14 protein-coding genes are annotated in these 20,038 nt (G+C 40.3%); 7 read left to right on the forward strand and 7 right to left on the reverse strand.

The genetic code is table 11. From position 1 onward, the window contains the following. Nucleotides 1-183 precede the first annotated feature (183 nt). Both HUW48_RS02225 and HUW48_RS02230 read left to right on the forward strand, forming a co-directional pair. On the forward strand, nucleotides 184-1,017 hold the full coding sequence (locus HUW48_RS02225; protein ID WP_182414123.1) for an alpha/beta fold hydrolase: 834 nt from the start codon (nucleotides 184-186) through the stop codon (nucleotides 1,015-1,017). A 488-nt stretch (nucleotides 1,018-1,505) separates the two neighbouring features. Then, nucleotides 1,506-2,906, forward strand: a complete 1,401-nt coding sequence (locus tag HUW48_RS02230; protein ID WP_182414124.1) for an Nramp family divalent metal transporter — start codon at nucleotides 1,506-1,508, stop codon at nucleotides 2,904-2,906. A gap of 225 nt (nucleotides 2,907-3,131) precedes the next feature. On the opposite strand, the gene HUW48_RS02235 is transcribed toward HUW48_RS02230, so the two are convergent. Further along, nucleotides 3,132-3,347, reverse strand: a complete 216-nt coding sequence (locus tag HUW48_RS02235; protein ID WP_182414125.1) for a hypothetical protein — start codon at nucleotides 3,345-3,347, stop codon at nucleotides 3,132-3,134. A 778-nt stretch (nucleotides 3,348-4,125) separates the two neighbouring features. Between HUW48_RS02235 and HUW48_RS02240 the strand changes: the two genes are divergently transcribed. The 3 genes from HUW48_RS02240 (at nucleotide 4,126) to HUW48_RS02250 (ending at nucleotide 8,080) form a co-directional block, all read left to right on the forward strand. After that, entirely contained in the window at nucleotides 4,126-4,332 is a 207-nt protein-coding gene (locus HUW48_RS02240) for a hypothetical protein (RefSeq protein WP_182414126.1), read from the forward strand. Nucleotides 4,333-5,012: 680 nt separating this feature from the next. Further along, nucleotides 5,013-5,321: an SH3 domain-containing protein gene (locus tag HUW48_RS02245; protein ID WP_182414127.1), complete on the forward strand. Its 309-nt coding sequence runs from the start codon at nucleotides 5,013-5,015 to the stop codon at nucleotides 5,319-5,321. Nucleotides 5,322-6,787: 1,466 nt separating this feature from the next. Then, a complete protein-coding gene (locus tag HUW48_RS02250; protein ID WP_182414128.1) occupies nucleotides 6,788-8,080 on the forward strand; it encodes an aminopeptidase P family protein in 1,293 nt (430 codons plus the stop codon). A 103-nt stretch (nucleotides 8,081-8,183) separates the two neighbouring features. Here the strand turns inward: HUW48_RS02250 and HUW48_RS02255 are convergent, their stop codons facing one another. The 5 genes from HUW48_RS02255 to HUW48_RS02275 all read right to left on the reverse strand — a co-directional run bounded on the left by HUW48_RS02255 (nucleotide 8,184) and on the right by HUW48_RS02275 (nucleotide 13,328). Further along, complete coding sequence (locus HUW48_RS02255) at nucleotides 8,184-9,680, reverse strand: trypsin-like peptidase domain-containing protein (RefSeq protein ID WP_182414129.1); 1,497 nt, start codon at nucleotides 9,678-9,680, stop codon at nucleotides 8,184-8,186. A gap of 304 nt (nucleotides 9,681-9,984) precedes the next feature. Beyond that, nucleotides 9,985-10,542 carry a hypothetical protein gene (locus HUW48_RS02260; RefSeq protein ID WP_182414130.1) on the reverse strand — a complete coding sequence of 186 codons (558 nt, stop codon included), beginning with the start codon at nucleotides 10,540-10,542 and terminating at the stop codon, nucleotides 9,985-9,987. Between the two features lie 6 nt (nucleotides 10,543-10,548). Continuing rightward, complete coding sequence (locus HUW48_RS02265) at nucleotides 10,549-12,033, reverse strand: PQQ-dependent sugar dehydrogenase (protein WP_220463984.1); 1,485 nt, start codon at nucleotides 12,031-12,033, stop codon at nucleotides 10,549-10,551. A gap of 463 nt (nucleotides 12,034-12,496) precedes the next feature. After that, nucleotides 12,497-12,643 (reverse strand): hypothetical protein, encoded by a 147-nt coding sequence (locus HUW48_RS02270; RefSeq protein WP_182414131.1) that lies wholly within the window; start codon nucleotides 12,641-12,643, stop codon nucleotides 12,497-12,499. Nucleotides 12,644-13,184: 541 nt separating this feature from the next. Further along, complete coding sequence (locus tag HUW48_RS02275) at nucleotides 13,185-13,328, reverse strand: hypothetical protein (protein WP_182414132.1); 144 nt, start codon at nucleotides 13,326-13,328, stop codon at nucleotides 13,185-13,187. A gap of 56 nt (nucleotides 13,329-13,384) precedes the next feature. On the opposite strand from HUW48_RS02275, the gene HUW48_RS02280 reads away from it, so the two are divergent. Next, complete coding sequence (locus tag HUW48_RS02280; RefSeq protein WP_182414133.1) at nucleotides 13,385-13,690, forward strand: hypothetical protein; 306 nt, start codon at nucleotides 13,385-13,387, stop codon at nucleotides 13,688-13,690. Between the two features lie 88 nt (nucleotides 13,691-13,778). On the opposite strand, the gene HUW48_RS02285 is transcribed toward HUW48_RS02280, so the two are convergent. Continuing rightward, nucleotides 13,779-15,926 carry an outer membrane protein assembly factor BamB family protein gene (locus HUW48_RS02285; RefSeq protein WP_182414134.1) on the reverse strand — a complete coding sequence of 716 codons (2,148 nt, stop codon included), beginning with the start codon at nucleotides 15,924-15,926 and terminating at the stop codon, nucleotides 13,779-13,781. Nucleotides 15,927-16,707: 781 nt separating this feature from the next. On the opposite strand from HUW48_RS02285, the gene HUW48_RS02290 reads away from it, so the two are divergent. Then, the gene (locus tag HUW48_RS02290) at nucleotides 16,708-20,013 is read left to right on the forward strand and encodes a choice-of-anchor tandem repeat GloVer-containing protein (protein WP_182414135.1); all 3,306 of its coding nucleotides are present in this window, start codon (nucleotides 16,708-16,710) and stop codon (nucleotides 20,011-20,013) included. The last annotated feature ends 25 nt before the right edge of the window (nucleotides 20,014-20,038 follow it).

Consider the following 20,038-nt stretch of genomic DNA (forward strand, 5'->3'; position numbering starts at 1 on the left):
GGAAAAAGTAAATTAGAATGAGTTTGATAAAATATTTTCGACCATAATAATACAGAATTATTTAATCCCATTCGCCATAAGAGCAGAATCAATCTAGAGGTATTTGCTAAGTAAATTCAGCTTTGAACAAAACCTTTATTTTCTGGTTTCTATGCTATTGCTAAAAACCAAAATGATAAAACTATGAAATTTATCTCAAAAAAAGATTCTATTACTAACGAAGAAATACACTTGTCTTATGCCGATTATGGCAGTGGCCGACCGGTTATATTAATTCATGGCTGGCCTTTAAGTAAAGAAATGTGGGAATACCAGGTAAACGATTTAATACAAGCCGGCTTACGGGTAATTAAATACGACCGGCGGGGTTTCGGCCATTCCGAAAAGCCTTGGGATGGTTACAGTTATGATTCCTTAGCCGACGATTTACATTCTATAATTGAAGAATTAGATTTAACCGATGTGGCGTTGGTTGGCTTTTCGATGGGCGGCGGCGAAGTAGTACGTTATTTAAGCCGCCATGGTAGTAACCGGGTATCTAAAATTGTATTGGTATCTGCAGTTACTCCTTTTCTTGGTAAAACCGACGACAACCCGGAGGGCGTGGATCAAAGCGTATTTGAAGAGATTCTGGCTGGCTTGAAAAAGGACCGAATAGGCTTTTTAGATGATTTTGGCAAGAAATTCTTCGGGGTAAATTTAGTAAACCACCCGGTGAGTACGCCTTTACTGGATTACTACCGCATGTTGGCCTCGGTAGCTTCGCCGCGAGCCACGGAACAATGCGGCATTGCTTTTAGCCAGACAGATTTTAGAAACGACGTGAAGGCCATTACGGTACCAACTTTAATTATTCACGGCGACGATGACAAAACCGTACCCATTGACGCAAGCGGTAACCGCACCGCTGCTTTAATTCCAGCGGCACAATATATTGTGTACGAAGGCGCACCGCACGGCCTTTTCTACACCCACAAAGAAAGATTAAACCAGGATTTGATCTCCTTCCTTTCTTAATCAACTTGAAAAATAAGTTTTAGGTCAAATGAAAACCTGAATACTTTTATTACTACCAAGATTATTCAAAGAACGGCTCTGCTCAACTAGCAGAGCCTTTTTATTTTAATAAAAATAGGCTACAAAGAGAAAAGAAGTATGCTTAGTCTTTATCCATATTCAATAATACTATTCTTTAAAGGCAGGAATCCTCGTTGAAAGCTGTTGCTAAGAACAAAAGACGCCAGTTTGGCTATTGAGGGACTTTTAGCGTTCTGGTGCGGCGCAGCAGCATGGCACAGTGCAATGAGCCAAGGTTCGCTAAACCGCCCGAAAGAGCCGAACGAGGCCCGCCGGCCATGAGGCAAACTTAGCCGGTTTAAACAAATTAGAATCGTAAAATGGAGACTTGAAAAGGCGACAAAGATTTACAATTCAAACTACAGTAACTATGCACATTATCCAAGATAAAATCTTAATTTACTAGCTTAAGCTAAAATCCTACCTCCATGGAAACCCTGAAAGTAGAAAATGCATCTTCCGAAAAACAGCCGGAGTACCAGGACCCATACGTTATTACTACCCGAAATATCCAGGAACCACCAACTACCTTGAGAGGAATTTTTCGGCATTTGGGGCCTGGGTTTGTACTTTCGGCCGCTATTGTAGGTTCCGGAGAATTAATTGCTACTACCGCTTTGGGTGCACAGGCCGGTTTTGTAACATTTTGGGTAATTATTCTAAGTTGCCTGGTAAAAGTAGCCCTCCAAACAGAATGGGGCAAGCACGTTATTCATTCCGGCGAAACCTCCATGACGTCGTTAAATAAACTGCCTGGGTTTAAAATTGGTAAAGCGAATTGGAGCATTTGGTTGTGGTTATTTATTCAGCTGTTTAAGCTGTTGCAGGTAGGCGGCATTGTGGGAGGCGTGGCTATTACCTTAAACATGATGGCCCCGGTTATCAGCATTCCGGTTTGGGCTATTGGAATAACTTTAATTACCGCTTTACTAATTTACAAAGGCTATTACAAGGTAGTAGAGCAATTTTCGCTGGTGATGATGTTGTTTTTTACTTTTTTTACCTTGGCTTCCGTATTTTTTCTACAGTATACCCCTTATGCAATTTCATGGTCAGATATTCAGGAGGGATTGCAGTTTAAATTGCCACCCAGTACGGTAGCAGTAGCCATTGCCGCTTTTGGCATTACCGGAGTTGGCGGCGACGAAATTATGTACTATAACTATTGGTGCATCGAAAAAGGCTACGCTGGCTTTACCGGGCCCAAGCAAAATACCCCGGAATGGGAAAAAAGAGCCCGTGGCTGGATAAAAATTATGTATTACGATGCCTTGTTGGCCATGGTGGTGTATACCATAGTAACCGCCGCTTTTTACATTTTGGGTGCGGCTGTGTTGCATAATCAAGGATTAGTGCCCGAAGGTTATTCCATGGTAAAAATTTTATCGGGTATGTACACCAAAACCTTAGGTCCCTGGGCCGAAATTATATTTATGATTAGCGCTTTTATGGTTTTGTACTCTACCATGTTTACGGCGGCGGCAAGTTTTACCCGTATATTCTCCGATGCTTTTGGGCAACTGGGCTGGATTTCTTTTGCTGATTATACTACCCGCAAAAAGACGATTGCCGTATTAGCCTGGGTATTTCCGATTAGCTGGTGTTTGCTGTTTCTTTTTATTAAGCTGCCCATGAGTATGATTCTATTGGGGGGCTTTATGACTTCAATCCTGCTTTTGTTAGTGGTATACGCCGCTATTTATTTTCGCTATCGTCGTTTACCCGCTTCCTTAAAACCCTCACTCTGGTACGATGCTGTCTTTTGGCTCAGCTGCTTCACTATTCTGGCAATTGGGGTTTATGGCATTTTGCAGGCAATAAAGTTGTAGATAAGGTAAAGCTGTGTAAAGCAGTTAATTGGTTTTAGTTGATGAGGTGGATGTAAGTTTTAGCGTAGCTAAATTTCTATTTAGGTGTGCTTTGCTAACAGGTTTATTAAATAAGTTTTTTAAATAAAACCTTTTACAATTTTACTAATTATAGCCTTTGTTTAGTTTCATCTCATTGTCCGGAATAGTTTGCCTACGGCAATTAACGTGACGGTAAAGAACCTACTATAATAGCAATAGTTCTTTTAAGCGGATTTTAATTGTATCCGGATCGTTCTTACAATTAAAATTATTCCCTTGGTGTTTGATGATTACTTTCCCTTTAATCAAAATATCCGGCCGAATACTAATACCGTATGTCTTTAGCTGATCATAATTATGAAGGGCGCAGGCTTGTTCAATAAAAGCTTGCATAGCAAGGTTAGAAGTTGCAGGAACCATTATACAAAAATTTAATGAAGAATACGTTCAGCAAAGGATTTAAAATCGCATCTGTAGAAGATGTACCAGGTGGCGTAAGCAGAGCTTGCTATTAATCAGTAATTTCTAATTAATTTAGCTTGCTTGGATAAGTGTATAATAAAAACGCCAGGGAAAATAATCCCTGATGTTTTTGCATCGCTTCGGGGAGTCAGATTTTGGTAATGAAATTCTCTAACGGATACAAAAAGGAAATCTTCTTCTGACCGGGAGGATAACCAAACCAAAAGGAGCTAACATAAAATTTGCTGTTGCTCGCGGGCGTATCAATCAAATTAAATCAACTCTTTATTAATCCACTGGTTATTAGCGCATTTATAAGTGTCTAAAAAGAAGGAAATCTGTTTTATCTGGATTATGAAAAATAAACTGGTAAAAGCTTAAAGTAGTGGCATGTGTAAATCTCACTTAGAAGATAGATAATCTTTCCGGCGAAAATAAACATAAGCGCCTACCAGGACAATTTCTAAAAGGGTACCGTACCAGTGCATAGTTTAATTTTATATTTTATAGTTAACAAACAGAGAAACTAATCATTTAAAATCACTAGTATGCTAATCTTCCGATTAAACCGAAGAGCACTATAAATATATATCAAATTAGTAAAAAAAAGAAAATAAATTATTTTTTATTTTAAGTGACTTTAAATAAAAGGCAGATTGTGTAAAAATATATTAATTTATGCAAATAGGTGGTTAAAATTAAGCTATATTTAAGAATAATATAAATTTACATTAATATGAAAGTTCTACACACTTATATCATTTCCGAGAAAATGAATACGGGTTTATCTGTAAAAACAACCTTGTATGAATTGGAAGACCGTACCTGGATGCTAAATTGCCCTAAATACCACGAAACTACTGGTCTTACTACATTTAAGCTCTTACCTATTCCGGCGGAGAAAGCCAATGACTTAATTGCTCAGAAGCCTGTTTTCGCTTAAAACTGTTTAGAGAACTAAGGTGGCGGGTGGCTTAGAAAGATTTTTCGGGTAGGAGGAAGGTGTCAAAATAAATTAAGGATTTTCTTCCATAAAAATTAATTCCCGCATCAAGGATTTGAACGGATTAAGTTCCGTGCATTTTCTTTTGCTCTCTTCTGTAAATCTAAGCACACTGCTAAGTGAATAAATGGAAGGCAAAAAATATCTTACCTCCCAATAAGAGCATCAGCTAGTAGTTGCCCGAATAGGGGAGTTGCAGAAAACTGAACCTTAACCCAAGAAAGCAGCTGATCTGAAGCGGCTTATTCAAATTGTTTTAGCCTTTAAACAAGGGCAAATACTTATTTCTTTCTTTTATTTACCGGCTACTTTTAGGAGTGTTTATACTTGTAGTAACCACCTAATGCTTACCTACCCAGTTACAGCCAATTTAGAAGATTTTGCCCAATCATATCTCTGGTTAGCTGTGCTATAACCGGACAATAAACGAACCGCTTTGTTCGATAGTGAACAGCTTTCAGCTTTAAAATCTCTGTAAATAGCCTTTTTGAGCCTTATTTTAGGTTTTTACGGTATTGGCACAGCCGTTGCAAATACCGTTAACAGAAGCGCCAGACACCAGGTCTGGTCTTCGAAAAAGTAAATAAACGATAAACCTAAAATACGAAAGCATTACAACTATGAAAAAGATTCTTCTTTCCCTCGCCCTTTTAGTACAGTTTGGCTTTGCTATGGCCGACAACAAAACTCCCTCCCTCATTGTGCAGGCTAAGTACGACAACGTTAAAGTTTTTCAACAGGCGGGGACTGCTAGTCCCATTATTGAAACTATTACAACCAACGACCGGGTAGAACTGATTCGCAAATGGAACGCGAACTGGGCCTTGGTAAAGGTAAACGATAAGGTGGGTTACATTTACTATTCAGAATTAACTAACTTAAAAGTGAAGCCTCAGCAAGCGCAGCCCAGCACTTTTGCTAATAGGTAAATAGAGTAGTAAGCACAGGCAAAAAAGGTGAACCCGTAAGTTCACCTTTTTTAATTTTAAAGTAGGATTGAATTAAAGCTGCTAAGATGTTTGGTGATAGTCTATAAAACGACCACTTTATTCACCGAGGGAAAGTTTTAGTTTATCTGAAAACAAGTCCTGTTCGTCTAAATTACTTTATTGTAAAGAACCTATATACTGTTTATGATGTATAAGTCTATATATTATAATATATACATATTAAATATAATAAAAGGTTTTTAACCTGGTGTACTTGGCTGTCTACTAGAATTCATTTTATGAACTTTGTTGCTCTATCTGCTTTCTCGGTTATTGGTTTTCTAATTTCTTTAATCTGGTTGATTTTGGCTTTAAGGAAAAATTTTGATCAAACAAAATTAAAATAGCAAAGCCATTACTTATTATCTATTACTATTGGGGTTAGAAGGTTTAAGAGATTATTTGTTCAAAGTAAAGTATCGCTAATCGGTGATAAACTGTATAAAAAAGAATTTTCTGGCATTCTTTTTTACTTTGGTATAATTGGCCTTTAATTTGCTTGTTTGTGAATTGTACTTTTATGAGAATACTTCTTTTTCACTAACATGGACCCTTTAACAATTTTAATCTATTCTACCTCTGGTTTTATTACATCTTTAGTTTGGTTAGCTTTCGTTTTAAGAAAAAAATCTTTATCCGGCCAAGATCAAAAATTGTAATATTATTGATTTATCACCATCTTTTCCTTCCTATTAAGAAGAGTAACAAGGTAAACTTCTAACTAAACTCCACTTTTTGTATTTATCTTTAATTCCCCTATTTATTTACTTAGATTCTTTATAGTATAATTTAGCATTCACTTGTTCTAAGAGTTTCTCCTCAACTTCTCCGTCCACTTCTTTTCCTTCAAACAAGTACAAAATAATAACTTGCTATTAACGGTTGATTTTAATATGGAAGAGAACAATACGGGAACAAATGTTCTCTTCTTTAATTAAGTAAATAATTGTTAAAGAATGGAGTACGCTTAAATTAAGTACTTGCTGCATTTAACTTTGTTCCATTAATCGGCGTTCACTAGCAAATACTTAAAAGTATTGCTTAAGCCGGACTCCTGCCTTCATATCCTTTTTCCTCTTTATTATAACGCATCCGGAAAATTGTGCGTGGTTAAGTAGTGTATAAATAGTAATCTTTGTACTTATAAAAGCTAAAGTTTTAATTCTATCACCAAATTTTTGAGTAAAACTTTCTGTAGAAGATTATTCTCTTTACAGTGGCTCTTATCGTTTTAATTTACTTTTAACCATTTAGGTAAGTAATAAGCAAAAGTTAAATTAATTTTAACAGCAATGCATTGCTACTAAACCAACCAATTTTTTAAACAGCAACGGTATTCCGGAAAAAACTTTTGCAAAGAATAGTTGTAAAACGGAATAGACTTGAACCTTTTATAATTTATACCCATGTATTTTTCTAAACAAGATATTGAACAACGCCGCCAGCGGTTAGCCGTAAAGTGGGACGCTTTATTACAGCCGGATGAAGCAGTTCTGGTGTATTCGGGTGATCTTATTTTTAAACCGGGCGGCTTAGATCAAACTTACTCTTTTCTACCGCATCCGGCTTATTATTGGCTTACCGGCAGACGTAGAGAAGAAGAAGTAATACTTTATAATAAAAATTTAGGCTGGGTAGAATTTCAAAAAATCATTCCGGCCGGAGATGCCGTTTGGGAAGGAGAAAGAAACGACCTGTTGGTTTCGGAAAAAGGAAATGCCATTACTGAGTTAAACAGCTTTTTAGTAAATAATAAGTTTGCTCAGGTTTACAAGCTAGGTCAGGTGCCGGGTGGTGTAACGGGTAAGGCTTTTGATTTAAGGACTGCCTTAGATCAAACCCGCCGGGCAAAGGATAATTCCGAAATAAACTTAATTAAACATTTAGCCCAAATAGCTACCCAAGGTTACACCAAAATTAAGGAAGTGCTACAACCCGGAATTACCGAGAAGGATATTCAGGTAGCGTATGAAGGTGAAATATTAAGACGAGGAGCGCATACTGTGCCCTACGACACTATTGTGGGAAGCGGTGTAAATTCGGCCATTTTACACGCCTTACCTACGCAAAAAGTTATTCAGGAAAACGTGTTTGTGCTGGTAGATGCCGGGTGCGATATCTATGATTATTGCGTGGATATTACCCGCATGTTTCCTGCATCCAGAAATATTTCCTCCCAACACAAAGCTTTATATCAATTAGTTTTACAGGCGCATACCGAGTGTATTGCTCTATCTAAACCGGGCGTATTCTGGCGGGATGTACATAACCATGCGGCCAAAGTTTTAACCGAAGGATTATTACAGTTAGGAATTTTAAAAGGAAATTTGAGCACCCTGCTTGAGAAAGAAGTTGTTTCGGTTTTCTTTCCGCACGGTTTAGGGCATTTGGTTGGCTTACGAGTACGCGATACAGGCCAGGAAGAAAACTTAAACCCAAAAACTTACTTTGGTGCCCGCTTGCGGGTTGACATTGAACTGGTAGAAAACTATTTAATAACCGTAGAACCAGGGTGTTACTTTATTAAACCTCTCCTGGAAAATTCAGAAATTCAAAACAAATTTAAAGAAGATATTTCTTGGAGTGAAGTAGATAAGTGGAAACACATTGGCGGCGTACGGATTGAAGATAATATTCTAATCACCCAAAACGGGAATGAGAATTTGACTATTGATGTTCCAAAGAGTTCAGAATTTTAAACTCGTTGCGGCTCACTTGATAAAACTGCATAAAAAAATCCGGCTCATAAATGCTGTTGGCGTTTATGAGTCGGATTAAAAAGTAAATTTTTACTAAATACTTTTACGCGCCTAAGGGGAAGTTAAATACAAAACTGGTACCATCGGGCGTAATACCATCAATGCGAACCATACGGCTTCTGGCAGATGAAATGGCATTATCCAGGTCAGCCAAACTATTAACAGGTTTGCCATTTATATTGGTAATAATGGTGCCTTTTGGTATACCCGCTGAGTCGAAAAAGCCGCCACTTTGCAATTCAGTAATAATTACGCCGGAACGGAGCCGGTAGCGTTCTTTAATGTTGGCCGGAATGGGTGCGAAGGACGCCCCTAATTTGCTTTGCAGACCAGTGTTGGCAATGGTTTCTTTGGCTTCTTCTTCGCCCTTTAAGGTTATACTGGCATTGTTCGCCCGACTACCCCGCAAATACGTTACTTCTACTTTATCTCCCGGACGATGCCGGGCTACTCTTTCCGAAAATTCAGCCGAGGAAGTAACCTTTACGCCATCAATGCTCTGAATAATATCACCTGCTTTTAAACCGGCAGCGGCAGCACCACTTTCCGGTTGAATGCCAGTTATATAAACTCCTTTAATAGTAGCCGGATCAATGCCTTGATCCCGCAATATTTGGTCTTCTACGGCGGGTGCCGGGAAGCTTACGCCCAAATAACCACGTTTTACTTCGCCGTATTTCCGGAAATCGCTTACTACTTTTTTTACTAAATTTACGGGTATCGCAAACCCATAGCCAGCATAACTACCCGTTTGAGAAGCAATAGCGGCATTAATGCCTACTAATTGTCCGGTTGCATTTATTAAAGCTCCGCCACTGTTCCCGGGGTTAATAGCCGCGTCTGTTTGAATAAAAGATTCGATTGCTGAGTTGTTAGCAACTTGTCGTCCGCCAAAATCTTCCTGACTTTGCCGGTTCAAAATGCCTATACTCCGGCCTTTCGCACTTACAATACCAGCCGTAACGGTAGAATTAAGCGATAAAGGATAACCAACGGCCAATACCCATTCGCCCACCCGCACTTCATCGGAATTGCCGAGTTCCACTATTGGTAAGTTTTTACCATCTACTTTTACTAAAGCCAGATCTGTGCTGGGGTCCCGGCCAATTAATTTAGCCTTATAAGAGCGTTTATCCGGTAAAACAACTTCTACTTGGGCAGCATCTTCTATAACGTGATTATTGGTAACAATGTATCCGTCCGGGGTAATGAGTACCCCCGAACCAGACGCCATTGCCGGCCCCGACGATTGCGGAGAACCAAAAAAATCTTCTAAAGGATTACCGCTACCACCTCTGGAAGCGGCATACGTTGTTTTTATGTGCACCACTGCCGGCGATACCGCACTCGCGGCCTGCACAAAGTCAGGGGTGGCGGCGGCGGCAGAATTTGCGTTTAACGGGTAATTAGTAAATCGTACGGGCTTGTCTTCAGCAGTGTAGTAATACGGGCTTTCCTTTTTATCCAGGTATTTAAATCCCGCTACTGCTAAGACAGCGGAAACAATTGCAGTTATTAAAATGAGGCCTGCTGTCTTCATGGTAGTTGTTAAGTATGGAGTAATAAATAATTATTAAACTTTATGCTTTTACACGAATAAATTTAAGTGTTCACAAAAATATAATTAAAAAGATTTTTGTGAAATCTGGCGGTCCTTGTAATTAAGTACTGTCGTGTTCAGAAAAAGTTTGTTGATTTTAATCGATTAGAAGCTTTTTAGTAATTGTACCTATGGGTAATTGTTTACGCTACTTAAGGTTTTTAGCTGATTTTACCTGAAGTTTATTCTCCTTGAATATGCTTTTTAAAAATTCAGACCGAATGTTTTTTACTAATTTTATGGCTTAGAACCATTCTTTATACAGAATCGATTTAGAGCTCATTTCCAAAACACATTCTTGTAAAAGCAATTGATCGGTTGATTTATCGGTGGTAATAGAAAACGCTACCTCTACAATACCCGGAATTCCTAACGCTAAACCTAATTGTTCGGCTACGGCAAACGCCCCCATAGAATTGTAATTAGAAAGATAAACCTGATGCAAATCCTGCCAGGGTGCTTTAGCTCCTCCTGTTAGAGCAATAAAATCACCTAGGGCTTGCCGGGCTTTACCCATAAATTCGCCTACTTGTTTTCTTATTTCGGATGGTTGCCGGTCAATGGCTGCGTACAATTCCAGTACCCGCTCTTCGTGCTTTTTAGCTCGTTCGGCCATTTCGGCCAAATATTGCTTCATGTGCGGTTCGTCTATCTTTTCAACGGTATCTTCCAGCAATTGCCTGTAAGACGATTGAGTGAGCAGAACATTATCGAACCAGGCTTTTGCCCGGTCAAGTTGGGTATTCCAGGTTTTTGTATCTAATTCAATTAATACCGGAGTTGTTGAGGAGTTAGTATACATGTTCGTTTATTTTTTAGTTATTTTCCATAAAACACCGGTATGAGCAAAAGCCATCATGTTACCGGGTGTTACTTTTACTACCCCAAAATCGAGCACGTAAAGGCTTTTACCATCTGGGCTAAACTTACAGGAAACCGGCCGTTCTATACCTGCTCCCCCAACCGTGGAAGCTGGCCCCATTTGTTTATTATGAAAAAAAGGTTGCGCGGTACCATCTTTAACATTCACCCGTATTACCCGGAAACCATGTGTCAGGTCCTCCTTACGGGGAGAATTAAGCGGAGCCAGTGTACCCCATTCTGCAACAAAAAGCTCTCCTCTGTGCCCAAAGGAATCAGAACGGCAAAAGTCCATCCGGCACATACACGAATGCGGTTGTTCCAGAAAAGCAGCGGGTCCGGCCCATTTGGGTGGATTTTTTAATAACAATTCGGCCGCTTTTCCCCGGCTAGGCAAATGGCTTTCATGATTCACGGGTAAGCCATCACCGCAAATATCGGGGAAACCGTACCAATCTGGCTTTTGCACTGAACCAAAAGGTTGCTTCGCATTTTTAATGTGCCATATCCGGTCGGGGTCGTTGGCAATGGATCGTTCGCTGGTTTCTTCATAATCGTTGTCGGTTACATAAAGCTCGCCTTCTTCGTTCATGGCCATACCAAACGGATTCCGGATGCCCCAAGCTAACAGTTCGGCGTCTGTACCATCGGGCTTTGAACGCCACACTCCCGTATTACAAAATAATTGCCCTTTTACTACTTCCCCCTTGCGGGCCGGTGTTCCAAATGGCTTAAAAGCTCCGGTTTCAACCTCAAAAGGAAAAGGCGCTTTTGGATCACGACTGCGCACGTTATTTCCCGTGAGAGTTACATCTTCGCCGGGTACATCGTGCGCTAGAGGGTGTTTGGCTATGTCTACAGTAAATCCCTGGGGCAGCACCACACCCTGCTGTGATACCGAACCATGCCCGAAATACATCAAACCATCCGGACTAAAAATGGGCCCTCCCGGTTCATGCCAACCCCCACTCGGAATCTGGTCGATAAGAATAGTTAGCTTCTCGGTTTGCAGGTTATACTTTACCAATTGCATGTGGTACCCACCCTTTAAAGCTATGTATAGGTCGCCGTTCCACCAGGTAATACCCCGAGGGCCCGCTTGGACGTTCATCTCGATAGCATCGGTTTTGCCAGATGGATGCAGCGTAATAACCCGGGCAGGCATATAGGGGCGAGTAGGCCAGGAACTACCCCCTTCACTAACGAAAATAGTACCATCGTCGGCAAAAGCAACATCCGTAGGTAGGGATAAGCCTACCAGAATTGGTTCCACCACATACCCTTCCGGTACTACCACGTCGTTCGCGTTCACGGCAGGACGGGCAGTGGTTGGAAGTGATTGTAAAGCTTGAAGAGTGGAAGTACCCGTATTTAACTTTGTTTTCGAAATCTTAAACCCGGTGTTATTTTGCTGGTTTGCATCTGCTGCCATTATCTAAATATTTAGAGTTGTTTGTTCTGATCAAAAGCAAAGCTAAAATTGGTGAAAAGCAATTTTAATATCTGAAAGAGTTGCTTTAGAACTGTTAATGCACTTCTTCCAGATACGGGTGTTTTTATAAAATAGTAAATTACTTTCCTTTATTTAACCGATTGTAAATCTTCCACATCCTAAGGAGTATACATGTTTTTCAAGGTTTGGTTAATCTTTACTCTTTTATAATTACTCCCATATTCCGTTTCTAAAATTCTTTTCAATAGAAATAAAAACCAGCATAAATAGAACTCCTTTTATAGTTCTGATCTTAAAGATTAATACTAAGGTGATTAGTTTTGTTGGGGTAATGTTGTTTGGTTAGAATTAAATTTATTAGGAAAAGAGTAAAAGTAAAATGGAGATATAAGATTGTTCCAAGGTGCTCCTACTTTACGTACCAGGGTAAAATTCCATTTAATTAAAACACTCCAATATCTTTTAAGAAGGTGTAAATTCCTTTTACCAATTCAAACACTGCACTTAAAAATGCAATGGCTTTAATACCGGTAATTATTTTCTCTCTCCAATGGGAGGAAGGCTTTTCCTGAGTTTTTCTAGTTTTCATGGTACAACAACCTATTTAGATAACTTTATACGGAATATAATGCTAAAATATTTGGTAAAAAATCAACATTTTTTCCACAATTCAAAGTTAAAAACTAAAATAATTAGTTAATATGTTCCAGTGAATACCTAATTACAATAAAACTAAAAAATTTAGCCATTTCTGATTAAGAGAAGTAAAAATTTACTAATCCTAAAGCGTGTTGCTTTCATGATTACGTATTAGCCCGAAGAGTGCTAGAGCAATTATAATTGGATAAGCCGGAGTTACTTTTTGGTTGTAATGGGATGAGTTGTTTATTTCAGAGGTGCTACTTGTTTCCGATTATTGCTCATTAAACAAACCATAATCTTTTTGCCTTAGGGGTGCACAATCTTCTTACCATAAGTAGGAAAGTGAATATTAGTATTTGGGAAGTAGAACGAAGTAAAAAGTAAAAATAAGTAGTAATTGAATGAATTAGTAAAAGCAGTTCTCTCTAAAAAAGGCTTAGATTAAGTAATTTAAGCCTTTTTCTTTCTAATTATCCTGCTCAATTGTGCTATAACCGAACAGTAGTACGAACAATTTCGTCCGGAAACGAACAGGGTTTTACCGCAAATGCTCTTAAAACAACGTTTTTAGGCTCTTTTTCATGTTTTTTCAGTTTTGGCACATCCGTTGCAAATCCTCTTAAAGAAATCAATCGGCAAAGTGGTTGATTTTCAAAAGGAAACAAACGAACTCTAACAAAATAAAACTATGAAAAAGCTTCTTCTGTCTCTCATGCTTATCGCCCAACTAGGTTTCGCGATGGCCGACAACAAAACTCCCGGAATGGTGGTGCAAGCTAAGTACGAAAACATCAAAATGTTTATGCAGCCAGGTACCTCTACCCCCATTATTGAAACTATTACTATTGCCGACCGGGTAGAATTAATACGTAAATGGAACTCGCATTGGGCTTTAGTAAAAGTAAATGACAAAGTAGGTTATGTGGTATACTCTGAATTAACGTACTTAAATGCAAAACCACAACCCCAAACAAAAGTTCTGGCTAACCGCTAAGTTTAGTTTTTAACCAGAAGCAAAAACAAAAGGTGAACCCGTAGGTTCACCTTTTGTTTTTAAGAAGAAAATGAGTTTAACCCAATAATCAATCTGGCAAGGCAAAAGCTATATAGCTGTCGCCTTTGTGGGCGCCCAGTTTAGTGCCGCCGCAGGCCATAACAATATACTGTTTACCATTTACTTCGTAGGTGCTGGGGGTGGCAAAAGCGGCCGCCGGCAAGGTTGTTTCCCAGAGCAGTTTTCCGTTTTTCTTATCGTATACCCGGAATTTCTGGTCTTTGGTACCGGCAATAAATAGCAGACCACTAGCCGTAATTACCGGCCCCCCGTAGCTTTCTGAACCTGTTTGCGGTATTCCTTTAGCGGCTAATTCGGGTGTTTCGCCGAACGGTATTTTCCAGAGATATTCTCCCGTATTCAAATCAATGGCATTGAGGGTGCCCCAGGGCGGACTAATAGCCGGATAGCCTTTTTTATCTAAAAACTTGGTATAACCCGAAATGCGGTAAGGTACGTCGGGCATGCCTTTTTTATTTTCCAGGCCAGGTTCTTTTAGTTTAGTAATACCAGGTTCAACTTTCTCGGTGCCGAAGAGGAACGAAACCAAAGCTTTCTTTTCTTCGGCCGAAAATTTAGTAAAAGCCGGCATCATGCCTTTTCCTTTGGAAACAACATTGGTCACGTAATCGGTGGTGCGGTGTTTTTGAATATCTACTAAAGATGGATAACCACTTGCCGGATTACCTTTTCTTTCGGTTCCGTGGCACGACGTGCAATTACTGGCATAGAGTCTTTCTCCGGAACTTAAACTGGCTAAACTAGCATCTGGAGATGTAGACTTTAGAGCGAGTAACCAGGCCATTTCGTTGCTGTTTACATACATAATGCCATCTGGGTCTACAGCAGCGCCACCCCATTCGGCGCCTCCATCCAGGCCTGGAAAAATAATAGTTCCTCGTTTGCTCAGAGGAGTAAAAGGCCCTGGTTCGCTTCTGGCAGCCCGTAAATTAGTTTTTAATTCTTCTAAGTTTTCGGCATACGGATTTAAATCAGCTTCGGTAAGCGATTGACGGGCATAAGGTGCCGGTTTAGTGGGGAAGGGCTGAGTAGGCCAGGTTTGCTCTTCCGCCACGTCGGTGGCTGGTACAGGTCGCTCTTCAATCGGGTACAAGGGCTGACCCGTTACGCGGTCAAAAACAAAAACGTAACCTTGTTTAGTCACTTGGGCCACTGCATCTGTTTTTTTTCCATTCTGGTTTACGGTAATTAAATTGGGTGGAGCAGGAGCGTCGCGGTCCAGCACATCGTGGTGTACCAGTTGGTAATGCCAAAGGCGTTTGCCAGTTTTAGCGTCGAGGGCCAGTAAGCAATTGGCAAAAAGATTCTGGCCTTTGCGGTTGCCACCGTAAAAATCAAAAGCAGCCGAACCGGTAGGTATGTACAAAATTCCTCTTTCGCGGTCCACGGACATGCCCGACCAATTGTTTCCGCCGCCTACATCGGTGTTCTTGTAAGTATCAGGGGGCCAGGTATCGTAACCAAATTCGCCGGGTGAGGGAATGGTCCGGAAAACCCAAGCCAATTTACCTGTCCGAATGTCAAACGCCTGAATATGACCCAAAGCCGCATCGGCGCCCTCAGACAAGCGCATGGGCATGATAATTAAATCTTGATAAACAGTGCCGGGGGTGTTCGAAATTACAAATTTATCTTTGGCAGTTTCTCCCAATCCCGCTTTTAAGCTGGTACGGCCGTTTTCGCCGAAAGAAGGTATGGCTTGACCAGTGCGGGCATCTAAAGCGTAGAGCCAGGGACCGTTGGTATATAAAATACGTTTATCATCACTACTTTCCCAGTAGGTAACTCCCCGGCTGGTACTTAAACCATTGGATTCGGCGGTTGGTTTTAGCTTCCAACGTTCTTGTCCAGTAGCAGCATCTACGGCAAAAGGCTGGGTAGTAGGTGTCATGCCGTAAAGGACACCATCCACAATAATAGGATTGCATTGAATTTGGCCCGAGTCGAGGGTGTGGTATTCCCAGGCTACTTTTAGGTTGACTACATTTTCGGCGGTAATTTGTTCTAAAGTAGAATAATGGTTCCGGTCAGGTCCACCCAGGTACTCGCGCCAGTCACGCCCCGAAGCAGTAGAAGGAGCATTATCGGGCAGTAGTTTACTCGTCAGGCACCCGGTTATTCCTAGCACTAGAGCAGGAAGTAAAATTTTTTTCATTCGATTTAGTTGTTTTTTAGAGATCCCAGATTTTCTGTACCTAAAAAGAAGTTTTACCAGGCAACTTTAAAGTTAAAAGGATTAAAACAAACCAGCAAAATTTTACCAGCTATAACTAAAGCTAAAATGTATATAAAAGTAAGTTGTTAAATTATAGATAAGAACAGGAGGCAGCCTTTGCGCCATTTACCAATTAGACTTGCCATTTGTAAAGATTGCTTTTTTGAAAACAGATATCAGATATAAAATTTTTTGAAATATTACTTTTTCAACCTTCCCGTTTATCTACTTACCCGGCATCTTAAAGCATGCCGGTATCCTTGTGTGCTTTCCTAAATCTTATTTGTTTTCAGGAAATAATACCAGTTGTTTTAAAAGCATTTTTTGCTTTTAAACGGATTCTATTACTATTAATAAAAATACTTAAAAATAAGTATTGCGGCTTCCTCTATAATTATTTAACTTTTGCCAATAAAGCAGTAACTGGCTCTTCTACAAATATTTACTTTTACTTTAATAAGGCAGGGCTTTATTATAAAGAAGTACAAAAGCAAGTTGTTTTAGCTTGTTTATACCATTCTTAAGCAGCATACACCAATACACAGTATACTTTCCGGTTGTTAGTTAATTTAAATTAAAATACAATTAAGCCAGGTTGGATAGTTGTAGGCAGCTAGCAAAATTTCTGTAATTAGTTTTGTTATTCTTTCTGTAGTTGCCTTGTGCAGCAGTACACATAGATTGTTTTTATCTACTAAACCCATCTTAACTAATTATATCTATGAAAAAGTTTGTACTCTTAAATGCGCTGAAATTTCTTTCTTCTGAAGCATTGCATGGCTTAAAACCTGTGATATTGCCTCTTTTTCTTTCTCGTCAGTATAGAGCCAGTCTGTTAATTACTATTTTGGTATTATGTCCGTTTTTGAATGTTTGGGCCCAAGATATATTGGCTGGCTTAACTTCTGATGGTGGATTACAGGGCGCAGGAACGGCCTTTACCATCAAAAGTGATGGAACTGGTTTTACGGTTCAAAAAACATTTGCCTTATCCGGTAAATCTCCTTACGGCGATTTAATTAAAGCTTCGGATGGTAATTTTTATGGCATGAACTCGGCTGGTGGCACTTATGGCTATGGGAATATATTTAAAATGACTTCTGCCGGGAAAATAACGAACCTGTACAGCTTTAATTACACTACCAACGGCGGCAATCCGCAGGGGAGTTTGAAGCAAGGTGCTGATGGTAAATTTTATGGGATGACGTATTCGGGAGGTACAAACGGCTATGGTACTATATTTAGTTTTACTCCAAGTGGCACCTACACGGTACTGCATCATTTTAGCTTAAATGCAGATGGCGGTTATCCGTACGATAATCTGATTCAGGGTACCGATGGTAATTTTTATGGACTTACCTCACAAGGAGGTACTTACAACAACGGTACTATTTTTAAGATAAGCCCAAGTGGTACGTTTAACGTGCTTCGCCACTTAAATCAGGCAAGTGACGGGGCTTATCCGTATGGTAGTTTAGTTCAGGGAGCGGATGGTAATTTTTATGGACTTACCTCGCAAGGAGGTACTTACAACAACGGTACTATTTTTAGAGTTTCGCCAGGTGGTACTTTTACCGTGCGGCGCCACCTTAAATATTCTTCTGATGGAGGATATGCTACTGGTAATAGCTTAATTAAGGCACCCGATGGTAACTTTTACGGAATGCTTTACCAAGGTGGGTTGTTGGGGTACGGAACTATATTTAAGCTTACTCCCGGTGGATCTTTTACCGTTCTTAAAAGTCTGGACTATACTACTCAAGGAGGTTACCCAAAAGGTAGCTTAACTCAGAATACCGACGGTAATCTTTATGGTATTATGCAATCGGGGGGCACTTATGGGTACGGTACTATTTTTAAAATAACCACTAGTGGTACCTATACGGTACTCAAACATCTGAATGCCGCTCCCAATGGGGGCAATGCGCAGGGTAGTTTGTTGCGTAACAGCAGCGATGGTAATTTTTATGGTATGACTTCCTATGGCGGATCCGGAAACGGAGGTACTATTTTTAAAATGACCCCGGTTGGCGCCTATACGGTACTCGCACATTTACCTGAATCTTCGGGAGCCAATCCGAGTGCCGGCTTAATTCAAGCACGTGATGGAAATTTCTATGGCATGACCAATAATGGCGGCACCAACGATAATGGAAGTATTTTTAAGTTTTGCAGCAGTACCTTTTCCACTGTTAAATCTTTCAACTCTAGTGTTAATGGCCAAAATCCGCGAGGCAGCTTGGTGCAAGGTTCCGATGGTAATCTCTATGGGCTTGCCTCGAAAGGGGGCTCTTACGGTTACGGTACTATTTTTAAAATGACCCCGGGAGGTACGTTGTCGGTACTTTGGAACCTGAATAGAACGAACGATGGCGGGCTGCCTTATGGTAGCCTGGTCCAAGGAGCAGATGGTAATTTCTACGGCATGACTTCAGAAGGTGGAATTTATGATTATGGTACTGTCTTTCGGATTACGCCGGGCGGTACATTCACGGTGCTCTGGAACTTTAATTTAACCAATGATGGTGGTTTTCCTTATGGTAGTTTAATAAGAGGCACAGATAATAATTTTTATGGGATGACGTATTCTGGTGGCATCAATGGGTATGGTACTATCTTTAAAATTACCCCAGGTGGCGTACTCACGGTAATTAAAAAGTTAGACAATGTAAATGGAGGAAAACCTTATGGTAATAATTTAATGCAAGGCCAGGATGGTAATTTTTATGGACTAACCTATTATGGTGGCACCTATGGATACGGAACCGTTTTTAAATGTACTCCGGGGGGTACACTTACCGTTCTGCACCACTTAAATATTTTAGCCGATGGGGCTAACCCGGTTGGCGGTTTAGTACGAGGTTCTAACGGAAAATTATATGGTCTTACTACTTACGGTGGTACTTACCAAGGTGGTACCATTTTTACAATTAGCACGACTGGCACATATAGTGTAGTACGGCATTTAAACCCAACAACGGATGGTAATAGGCCGTTAGGCGGCTTAGTGGTGCAAAAAGCTAATCCGGTAGCGAATGCCCAGAGTGTGACTACGGCTGTAAATACTCCGAAAGCGATTACGCTTACCGGCTCCGGCGGTACTCCACTGGAATTTAAGGTGGCCGGCCAACCCCAGCACGGCACCTTAACCGGCTCGAATGCGAACCGCGTTTATACACCAGATCCGGGATTTACCGGCACCGATTCATTTAATTTCCGGGTAATTTGGGGTTGCCAGAGTTCCACTTCCCAAAAAGTTACCATTACCGTAGGGCCGCTCAGTACAATTCGGCTGAATTCGGGTGGTGATGCTGTATCTACTTCACTGGGTAATTTTAGGGCAGATGCTTATTTTAGAGGTTCTACTAGTATTTCTTCTACTGCTTCCCCAATTAGCAATACTACTAATGATGCCCTCTACCAGGATAATCGCCGGGTTACTAACGCAGGGGATAGCTTCAGTTATAACGTTCCGGTTACTAATGGTACGTACTCCGTGAAGCTGCATTTTGCGGAAATTTACTACAGTGCTGCCGGCAAACGTAAGTTTAATGTAACTGCCGAAGGAACTAGTTGGTTAAGTAACTATGATATTTATGTGGCGGCTGGTGGTGCTAAAAAAGCAGTAATAGCAACAAAAAACGTAACTGTTACCGATGGTACGCTGAATCTAAATTTTATCTCTAAAGTAGATAAAGCCTGTGTAGCCGCCATTGAAGTTGTGCCAGTGGCCGGCGCCGACCGGTCAATTATGGATAGCCAATTAATTAAACCAGAAAACGAACTGGTAACCAGCTTATATCCCAATCCGGTGAAAGACCGGTTAACTATTGAATTAGCTGCTCCGGCAGAGCATTTATTTACGGCGGTAATAGATGCCACGGGCAAGGAAGTGCAGCAAAATAAACATGAGTTAATAAATAAAAACAAGGTAGAATTAACTGTAGCAACGTTGCCGGCTGGCTTGTATTTAGTGCAACTGCAAACCGGGCAAGCCCGTCAGACTCTAAAGTTTATGAAAGAATAATTGGTCTTTACAATTTAGTAAATGT

The sequence above is a fragment of the Adhaeribacter radiodurans genome (genome assembly GCF_014075995.1).
Lineage (GTDB): Bacteria > Bacteroidota > Bacteroidia > Cytophagales > Hymenobacteraceae > Adhaeribacter > Adhaeribacter radiodurans.

Excerpts from the sequence above, each read along its gene's own strand:
- HUW48_RS02245 (WP_182414127.1), top strand. The coding sequence starts at position 5,013 with ATGAAAAAGATTCTTCTTTCCCTCGCCCTTTTAGTACAGTTTGGCTTT.
- HUW48_RS02240 (WP_182414126.1), top strand. The coding sequence starts at position 4,126 with ATGAAAGTTCTACACACTTATATCATTTCCGAGAAAATGAATACGGGT.
- HUW48_RS02280 (WP_182414133.1), top strand. The coding sequence starts at position 13,385 with ATGAAAAAGCTTCTTCTGTCTCTCATGCTTATCGCCCAACTAGGTTTC.
- HUW48_RS02265 (WP_220463984.1), bottom strand. The coding sequence starts at position 12,033 with ATGGCAGCAGATGCAAACCAGCAAAATAACACCGGGTTTAAGATTTCG.
- HUW48_RS02255 (WP_182414129.1), bottom strand. The coding sequence starts at position 9,680 with ATGAAGACAGCAGGCCTCATTTTAATAACTGCAATTGTTTCCGCTGTC.
- HUW48_RS02250 (WP_182414128.1), top strand. The coding sequence starts at position 6,788 with ATGTATTTTTCTAAACAAGATATTGAACAACGCCGCCAGCGGTTAGCC.
- HUW48_RS02290 (WP_182414135.1), top strand. The coding sequence starts at position 16,708 with ATGAAAAAGTTTGTACTCTTAAATGCGCTGAAATTTCTTTCTTCTGAA.
- HUW48_RS02225 (WP_182414123.1), top strand. The coding sequence starts at position 184 with ATGAAATTTATCTCAAAAAAAGATTCTATTACTAACGAAGAAATACAC.
- HUW48_RS02270 (WP_182414131.1), bottom strand. The coding sequence starts at position 12,643 with ATGAAAACTAGAAAAACTCAGGAAAAGCCTTCCTCCCATTGGAGAGAG.
- HUW48_RS02235 (WP_182414125.1), bottom strand. The coding sequence starts at position 3,347 with ATGGTTCCTGCAACTTCTAACCTTGCTATGCAAGCTTTTATTGAACAA.
- HUW48_RS02230 (WP_182414124.1), top strand. The coding sequence starts at position 1,506 with ATGGAAACCCTGAAAGTAGAAAATGCATCTTCCGAAAAACAGCCGGAG.
- HUW48_RS02285 (WP_182414134.1), bottom strand. The coding sequence starts at position 15,926 with ATGAAAAAAATTTTACTTCCTGCTCTAGTGCTAGGAATAACCGGGTGC.
- HUW48_RS02260 (WP_182414130.1), bottom strand. The coding sequence starts at position 10,542 with ATGTATACTAACTCCTCAACAACTCCGGTATTAATTGAATTAGATACA.